At 71.3% G+C, this 7,354-nt stretch carries 7 protein-coding genes; 2 read left to right on the top strand and 5 right to left on the bottom strand.

The window, feature by feature from the left end; all coding sequences use genetic code 11:
• Positions 1 to 170: 170 nt before the first annotated feature.
• From FV233_RS27010 to FV233_RS26985, 5 genes are all read right to left on the bottom strand, one after another.
• A complete protein-coding gene (locus tag FV233_RS27010) occupies positions 171 to 1,433 on the bottom strand; it encodes an extracellular solute-binding protein (RefSeq protein WP_147899353.1) in 1,263 nt (420 codons plus the stop codon).
• Positions 1,434 to 1,449: 16 nt separating this feature from the next.
• Positions 1,450 to 2,445, bottom strand: coding sequence for an ABC transporter ATP-binding protein (locus FV233_RS27005; RefSeq protein WP_147899352.1), 996 nt, complete (start codon positions 2,443 to 2,445; stop codon positions 1,450 to 1,452).
• A 266-nt stretch (positions 2,446 to 2,711) separates the two neighbouring features.
• Positions 2,712 to 4,139: a dihydropyrimidinase gene (gene hydA, locus FV233_RS26995; protein ID WP_147899351.1), complete on the bottom strand. Its 1,428-nt coding sequence runs from the start codon at positions 4,137 to 4,139 to the stop codon at positions 2,712 to 2,714.
• A 206-nt stretch (positions 4,140 to 4,345) separates the two neighbouring features.
• Entirely contained in the window at positions 4,346 to 5,182 is an 837-nt protein-coding gene (locus FV233_RS26990) for a helix-turn-helix domain-containing protein (protein WP_246690105.1), read from the bottom strand.
• Complete coding sequence (locus FV233_RS26985; protein ID WP_147899350.1) at positions 5,179 to 5,739, bottom strand: isochorismatase family protein; 561 nt, start codon at positions 5,737 to 5,739, stop codon at positions 5,179 to 5,181. Before FV233_RS26985 ends, FV233_RS26990 begins: the two co-directional genes overlap by 4 nt.
• Before the next feature lie 114 nt (positions 5,740 to 5,853).
• Between FV233_RS26985 and FV233_RS26980 the strand changes: the two genes are divergently transcribed.
• Both FV233_RS26980 and FV233_RS26975 read left to right on the top strand, forming a co-directional pair.
• A complete protein-coding gene (locus FV233_RS26980; protein ID WP_147899349.1) occupies positions 5,854 to 6,564 on the top strand; it encodes a Sir2 family NAD-dependent protein deacetylase in 711 nt (236 codons plus the stop codon).
• Between the two features lie 219 nt (positions 6,565 to 6,783).
• Positions 6,784 to 7,008, top strand: coding sequence for a hypothetical protein (locus FV233_RS26975; RefSeq protein ID WP_147854742.1), 225 nt, complete (start codon positions 6,784 to 6,786; stop codon positions 7,006 to 7,008).
• Positions 7,009 to 7,354 lie beyond the last annotated feature (346 nt).

The raw sequence follows: 7,354 nt of genomic DNA, 5'->3' as shown, positions 1-7,354 counted from the left end.
GAGAGGGGCGGCGCGACGGTTCTGGGTTTCACGCCCGTCGCGACTTTTCCGGATACGGCGCTCCCCTCTCCCGACCCGCTTCGCGGGCCACCCTCCCCCGCAGAGGGGGGAGGGGGCCGGCGCTCGGGGCCGCCCGAGAGCCGGGGCGGAGAAGGGGCCAGGCACGGCGCTCACGCGGCGATGAACTCGTTCCACTTGCGCACCATGTAGGTGTTCTCGTCCATCACGGCGTTCCAGCAGGCGACCGAGCCCATGCGCTGGTCGAAGGAGCCGCCGTCGCGGGTGGCGCCGGCCTTCTCGATCAGGGTGCCGTCCGGGCCCAGGATGTCCTTCTCGGCGGGCTTGCCCTCCATCCAGAACGCCCACTCGTAGGGCTGCATGTGCGCCTGCGCGGTCTCCAGCACCGCGGAATAATAGCCCTGGCGGTTGAGGTAGGCCCCGGCCCACCCCGACAGGAACCAGTTGATGAACTCGTAGGCCGCGTCGAGCTTCCGGCCGCTCAGGGTCTTCGGGATGCCGAAGCCCTGGGCCCAGGCGCGGTAGCCCTCCTTGAGGGGCTGGTAGGTGCACGGCACGCCCTGCGCCCGCACCTTGGTGACGGCGGGCGACCACATCGACTGGATCACCGTCTCGCCGGACGCCATCAGGTTCACGGATTCGTTGAAGTCCTGCCAGAAGGCCCGGAACTGGCCGGCGCGCTTGGCCTCGATCAGCACCTTGATGGTGCGGTCGATCTCGGGCTTCGTCATGTTGCCCTTGTCGCCGTAGGTGTAGTAGACGGTGGCCTCCAACACAATGGCGGCGTCCATGATGCCGATGGACGGGATGTTCAGGATCGACGCCTTGCCCTTGAACTCGGGGTTGAGCAGATCCTTCCAGCTCTCCACCGGCCGCTTGATCAGGTCGGGCCGGATGCCCAGCGTGTCGGCGTTGTAGGTGGTTGGGATCAGGGTCAGCCACTCGGTCGGCGCGGACGCGAAGGTCTTGGCGGCCTGGCCCTCGAGGTAGAACACCTTCTTGGGCGCGGTGCCCTGGTCGCCGATCCGCTTGCCGGCCACCTCGCCCTTGGTGAACACCGAGGAAATCTGGTCGGCGAGCTTGATCCGCTTGGCGTCCAGGCCGCCGAGGTTGCCCGACGGGATGATCTTCTTGAGGCTGAAATACTCGGTGTCGACCAGGTCGAAGGAGTTCGGCTGGGTGACCACCCGCTTGGTCACCTCGTCGGTCACCACCGGTATGTATTCGAGGGTGATGCCCAGATCCTCCTTCACCTTCCGGGCGATGTCGGCGGACTGGCTCACCGCGGTGCCGAGGTAGCGCAGGGTCACGGGCTCGGCCGCGTGCACGGCCGGGAAGCCGGTCACCGGCGTCGCCGCCAGGGCCGCGGCCCCTTTCAGGAGCGTGCGCCGGCTCGGCTTCGAGAACGGGTCCATATTCGTCTCCAAAGGTCTACGCGTCGAGGCGGTGGGCTGCGGCTTCGTCCCAGCCGACCGGGATCGTGTCGCCCGGCCGGAGCGGGCGGGCCGCGAAGGCGGCATCGCTGAGCACGGCGGTCAGGGCGGCCGAGCTGTCGGGCGCCCGCTCCAGCCCGTCGGCGTCGAGCCCGACATGGACGCTGGTGCCCTGGTACTCGACCGCGACCACCCGGGCCGGCAGCGCCTGCGGGCCGGCCTCGGCGCCCAGCCGCATCCGGTCGGCCCGCACCGCGATCATCCCGTCGGGCAGGCGGATCACGTTGTGGCCGCCGATGAACCGGGCCACGAAGGCGGTGGCCGGCCGCTCGAACACGGTGCGCGGGTCGGCGGCCTGCTCGATCCGGCCGGCATTCATCACCACCACGAGGTCGGAGAGCGCCATCGCCTCCTCCTGGCTGTGGGTGACGTGGATGAAGGTCAGCCCGAGCTCGGTCTGGATCCGCTTCAGCTCGACCCGCATCCGCACCCGCAGGAACGGGTCGAGCGCCGAGAGCGGCTCGTCCAAGAGCAGCACCTTCGGGCCGGTGACGAGGGCCCGGGCGAGCGCGACGCGCTGCTGCTGCCCGCCCGAGAGCTGGGCCGGCAGGCGCCCGGCGAGGTGGCCCATCTGCACGAGATCGAGCATCGCCATCGCCTTGGCCCGGCGCTCGGCCTTGCCGACGCCGCGCATCCGCAGGCTGAAGGCGACGTTGTCCCGCGCGTCGAGATGCGGGAACAGGGCGTAGCTCTGGAACATCATGGCGGTGCCGCGCTCGGCCGGCGTCGCGTCGCCCACCGCCTTCGGGCCGATCACCACGTCGCCGGCGCTGGCGCGCTCATGGCCGCCGATCATCCGCAGCGTCGTGGTCTTGCCGCAGCCGGAGGGGCCGAGCAGGCAGCAATAGGCCCCGGACGGCACCTTCAGGTCGACGGCATCGACCGCGGTCGCCGCGCCGTAGCGCTTGGTCAGGCCGATCAGCTCGACATTCATGCGAGGCTCCCCCGGCTGCGGCTACAGGCGGCACATGGTTGAGGCACCTTCGCGCGCGAAGCCCGCGACGTGCCCCCTCTCCCGTGCGGGAGAGGGCTGGGGTGAGGGAACAGGTCCATCCAGAGACGTCGCATCCCTCACCCTGTCCCTCTCCCGCTCGGGAGAGGGGACCAATGCCCGATCCGGCCGAGGATATGTCCGCGGCCTTGATCCAGCCTGGTCACCCCCAGCCTCGAACCGGGGAGCAAGGGCCGGGCCAGGGGCCGTCAGGCGCCCCGCCGCTCCGCCGGATCGACCGCCCGGTCGAGCACCCGGCCGCGGCCCGGCTCGGACAGGACCTTGCCGTCCTCGGCGATCACCTGGCCGCCCGCGATCGTCATCACGGGCCAGCCTGTGACCGCAAAGCCCTCCCAGGGGGTGTAGTCGGAGCCGTGGTGCAGGATCTCCTGGCGGATCGTCTCGCGCTTGTTCGGGTCCCACAGGGTGAGGTCCGCGTCGAAGCCCGGGGCGATCGAACCTTTTCGTGGATACAGGCCGTAGAGCTTGGCGTGGTTCGTGGCGGTGAGCGCGACGAACTGGTTGAGGCTGATCCGCCCCTTCGAGACGCCTTCGGAGAAGAACACCGGCAGCCTTGTCTCGACCCCCGGGATGCCGTTCGGGATCCAGCGGAACGAGGATTTGCCGCGCGGGTTCAGCTTGCCCTGCGGGTCGTCGTAGCGGAACGGCGAGTGGTCCGACGAGACCACGTCGAAGATCCCGCGTTGTATGCCGGACCAGACCGCCTCCTGGCTGGCCTCGTCCCGGGGCGGCGGCGAGCAGACGTATTTCGCGCCCGCCATCGGGTCGTCGAGCCCGAGCCCCTTCATGTGCTCGGCCGTCAGGGTCAGGTATTGCGGGCAGGTCTCGGCCCGGATCTTCAACCCCCGCGCCTGAGCCCAGGCGATCTGCTCGGTGGCCTCGCGGCCCGAGACGTGGACGATCACGATCGGCAGGTCGATCAGCTCGGCATGGCTGATCGCCCGGTGGGCCGCCTCGCGCTCGACCACCTCGGGCCGGGACAGGGCGTGGCCGTAGGGTGCCGTCTCGCCCGCCCGCTCCAGCCGGTCGCTGAGATAGCGGATCGCGTCGTAGCCCTCGGCGTGGACCATCACCCGGGCGCCCTGCCGCCGCGCGACGTGGAACACGTCCAGCAGCTGGCGGTCGTTCAGGACCAGGTCGTCGTAGGTCATGAACACCTTGAACGAGGTGTAGCCGTCGGCCACCAGCGCCGGCAGCTCCTGGCCGAGCACCGCCTCGCTCGGGTCCGAGACGATCATGTGGATCGCCACGTCGACGTGGCACTGGCCCTCGGCCTTGGCGCGATAGGCGTCGACCGCCCCGCGCAGCGAGCCGCCCCGGGGCTGGACCGCGAACGGCATCACGCAGGTGTTGCCCCCGGCCGCCGCCGCCCGGGTCGCGCTGGCGAAGTCGTCCGCCATGACGATGCCGGGGCCGGGGTCCTGGGCGATGTGGACATGGCTGTCGATGCCGCCGGGCAGGACCAGCAAGCCGGAGGCGTCGATCACCCGGGCGGCGTCGGCGAGGCCCTCGGCCACAGCCACGATCCGCCCGCCGCGCACGCCGACATCCGCCCGCACCGTGTCGCTCGCGGTGACCACCGTACCGCCGCGGATCGCCAGGTCGTATTCGGGCATGGCGCGCTCTCCTCCGCGCCCGCGGGCGCCTGTCGGGACGGGCGGATGCATCGTCCGCGCCGATTCGAACGACGCGAGGAGGGCACAGCCGTCCGGCGGGGTCCAGAGTGCGCACGTCATGGGTTCCCAAAGGGCTCAGCCCTTTGGCAGGGGTTCGGGGGCGGAGCCCCTGAGAGACCAGGGCTCTGCCCTGGACCCGCGAAAGGTCACGGACCTTTCGAAACCGGGACTTGGGTTCGGAGTGTCGAGGGGGCGGCTTCGTGGAAGAGGCGCCAGACGCGACGCATGTGGCGGGCGGAGCCGAAGCCCACGCGGTCGGCGACCTGCTCCAGGGCGAGGTCGGTCTGGGCGATCAGGTCCCGGGCCAGCGCGATCCGGGCGCGGTTGACCGCGTCGGTCACGGTCATGCCGGCATGGAGCCGGAACAGCCGGGCGAGGTTGCGCGGGCTCGCCCCGGCGAGGCGGCCCAAGATCTCGGGGGACCAGTCCCGGCCGGGCTCGGCCGCGATCGCGTCCTGGGCGCGGTGCACCACCGGATGCAGGTGGCTGCGGCCCTCGAGCCAGGGCGAGAGCTGCGGGTCGTCGGGCCCGCGCCGCATGTAGACGACCAGGGTCCGGGCCGCCGCCAGCGCCGCGGCCGGGCCGGCCCAGTCGGCGACGAGGTGGAGCATCAGGTCGACGCCCGCGGTGACGCCGGCGCTGCTGAACCGGTCCCGGTCCTGCACGAACAGCCGGTTCTCCAGCACCCGCGCCCGGGGCGCCAGGGCGGCGAGCCGCGCGCAGCTCGCGTGATGGGTGGTGCAGGCATAGCCGTCGAACAGCCCGGCGCGGGCGGCCATCAGCGTGCCCTCGCACACCGTGACCAGGGTGTGGCCCGGCCGGACCGCGCCGCGCAGCCAGTCGACGATCCGTGCCTCGGCGGCCGCGTCGTCCGGATCGGCTTCGCGGCCGAGCACCCGGGACGACGCGCCGGGCAGGAGCACCACGGTACCCGGCGGCAGGACCACCAGGACCGGGATGCTGCGCCGCGCTGCCTCGCTCATGCGGCGACCGGCAGGTCCCGGCCGGCGAGCGCCTGCTCCACCGTGGCGATGCGGGCGAAACGGTCCACCAGGACCAGCTCGGTGCGGGCCTTGATGTCGTCCGCCTCGAACCGGCGGCCGTCAGGATGGGTCATCGCGAAGGTCAGCGTCGCCTCGGTGACGTAATCCACCTGCCAGCCGCTGTCGGAGGCGTGCCGGGTGGTGGTCTCGCAGCATTGCTCGGTGCGGATCCCCGACACGATCAGCCGGCGGATGCCGTGCTGCGTCAGCCAGCCCGCGAGACCCGTATCGACCAGCGCGCTGTGCCGGCGCTTGTGGAACACGGCCGTCGGCGCGATCACGATGGGCTCGAGGGTGCGGACATGGCCGGACTCGACCGAAAACGGACCCGTCTCCGCGACGTGGAACACCTGCAGCACCGGAATCCGGCGGGCGGCCGCGCCGTCGATGAGGGTCTGCAGGCGTTCGGTGAAGAGCGGCACGTCCGCCGCGCTCCAGAACGGCCGGTGACGGAAGGATTCCTGGACGTCGATGACCAGCAGCGCAACAGCGGACATTTCGTGTCTCCCACTCGGTGAAGCGAGCGGCAGGATCGCGCTTGGGCGACACGGGCGAAAGAAACCGCGCAGCCAACCAGCGGACATATCCGGCCATTCCATGGAGAACGCCGCATGAGCACGCCCAAAAACCCATTCGTGCTGACCGGAGCCGGCGTGTCGGCCGAGAGCGGGCTGGGCACGTTCCGCGACCGCGGCGGGATCTGGGCGCGGTTCGACCCGATGAGGCTCGCCACCCCGGAGGCCTATGCCGCCGATCCCGACACGGTGCTCGACTTCTACGACCATCGCCGCCGGGGCGTGGTCGCGGCCGCGCCCAACGCGGCGCATGTGGCCCTGGCCGAGGCCGAGGCGCGGCTCGCCGCGCGGGGCGGGCGCCTGTTCCTGTGCACGCAGAACGTCGACGACCTGCACGAGCGGGCGGGTTCGCGCGCGGTGGTGCACATGCACGGCGAGCTGCTCAAGGCCCGCTGCACCGCCTGCGGGGCGGTCACCCCCTGGCGCCACGACCTGAACCGGGCCTCGTCCTGCCCGGCCTGCGGGACGGCGGGCCGGATGCGGCCGGACATCGTCTGGTTCGGCGAGATGCCGATGCAGCTCGACGCGATCGAGGCGGCGTTGGCCGGGGCCGACCTGTTCGTGGCCGTGGGCACCTCGGGGGCGGTCTACCCGGCGGCCGGCTACGTGCGGCAGGCCCGGGCGCTGACGATTCCGACCTGCGAGATCAACCTGGACCCCTCGGACAACGCCGACGCGTTCGACGACGCGCGCTACGGGCCGGCGAGCACGGTCCTGCCCCGCTACCTGGCCGATCTCGGCCTGTGACCGCCCCGGCGGCCGCAACGCGTTGCCGGCGAACGGCTTTTCGATTCGCCGCCGGGTTTCCCCGGCGAGGACCAAAATCTTAAATGATGCGAATCACATCCGCGCGAGCTGTCAAGAACTGTTCGGGTCGTTACCCACCGGTTACAACGGTCAAGCTCGGGTTCGGCGTCGCGGCCCGCCCGGGCGTTCGTTGAAGCCACAAGGGGAAGACGAAGACCCATGCAGCACTTCACCGTAACCGACCGCGAGCGTGACACCGTCCTGGCGGCTTTGCGCTATTACCAGTTCTACCGGATGCAGGGACATCCGTTCGACCCCCGGCAGGACCACCTGATCGACACCATCGCGGGCCGGGCCGGAGACGCCCTCGACCTCGCCGAGATCGACGATCTCTGCGCCGGCCTGAACGGCAACCCGCACGCGCTCGCCGCCGCGGCCGCCTGAGGCCGCATCGCGGGGCGGATCTCGTACCGCCCCGACTTCCCCCGGCCGCCGAGCCGCCGGGACCGGGGATCGACCCCTCCGAGATGAGCGAAGCCGCCGCCGGAGCCGGACGATCCCCGGGGTACCAAGACATTCAAACATCGTTACCGGATGCAGGCTGCAGTCGGACTCACGCGCGTTTCCCTCCCCCCTCTGCGGGGGAGGGTGGCCCGCGAAGCGGGTCGGGAGAGGGGAGCGCCGCTTCCGGGCCAGTCGCGACGGGTGCCACATCCTGAACCGTCGCGCTGCCCCTCTCCCGACCCGGCCTGACGGCCGGCCCACCCTCCCCCGCAGAGGGGGGAGGGAG

This window comes from Methylobacterium sp. WL7, assembly GCF_008040085.1.
Taxonomy (GTDB): Bacteria; Pseudomonadota; Alphaproteobacteria; order Rhizobiales; family Beijerinckiaceae; genus Methylobacterium; species Methylobacterium mesophilicum.
Note: the sequence above shows the minus strand (reverse complement) of the source record. Positions and strands in the feature narration are given on the sequence as shown.

Coding starts and splice junctions, on each gene's coding strand:
- FV233_RS26985 (WP_147899350.1), bottom strand. CDS start 5,739: ATGTCCGCTGTTGCGCTGCTGGTCATCGACGTCCAGGAATCCTTCCGT.
- FV233_RS26980 (WP_147899349.1), top strand. CDS start 5,854: ATGAGCACGCCCAAAAACCCATTCGTGCTGACCGGAGCCGGCGTGTCG.
- FV233_RS26990 (WP_246690105.1), bottom strand. CDS start 5,182: ATGAGCGAGGCAGCGCGGCGCAGCATCCCGGTCCTGGTGGTCCTGCCG.
- FV233_RS27005 (WP_147899352.1), bottom strand. CDS start 2,445: ATGAATGTCGAGCTGATCGGCCTGACCAAGCGCTACGGCGCGGCGACC.
- hydA (WP_147899351.1), bottom strand. CDS start 4,139: ATGCCCGAATACGACCTGGCGATCCGCGGCGGTACGGTGGTCACCGCG.
- FV233_RS26975 (WP_147854742.1), top strand. CDS start 6,784: ATGCAGCACTTCACCGTAACCGACCGCGAGCGTGACACCGTCCTGGCG.
- FV233_RS27010 (WP_147899353.1), bottom strand. CDS start 1,433: ATGGACCCGTTCTCGAAGCCGAGCCGGCGCACGCTCCTGAAAGGGGCC.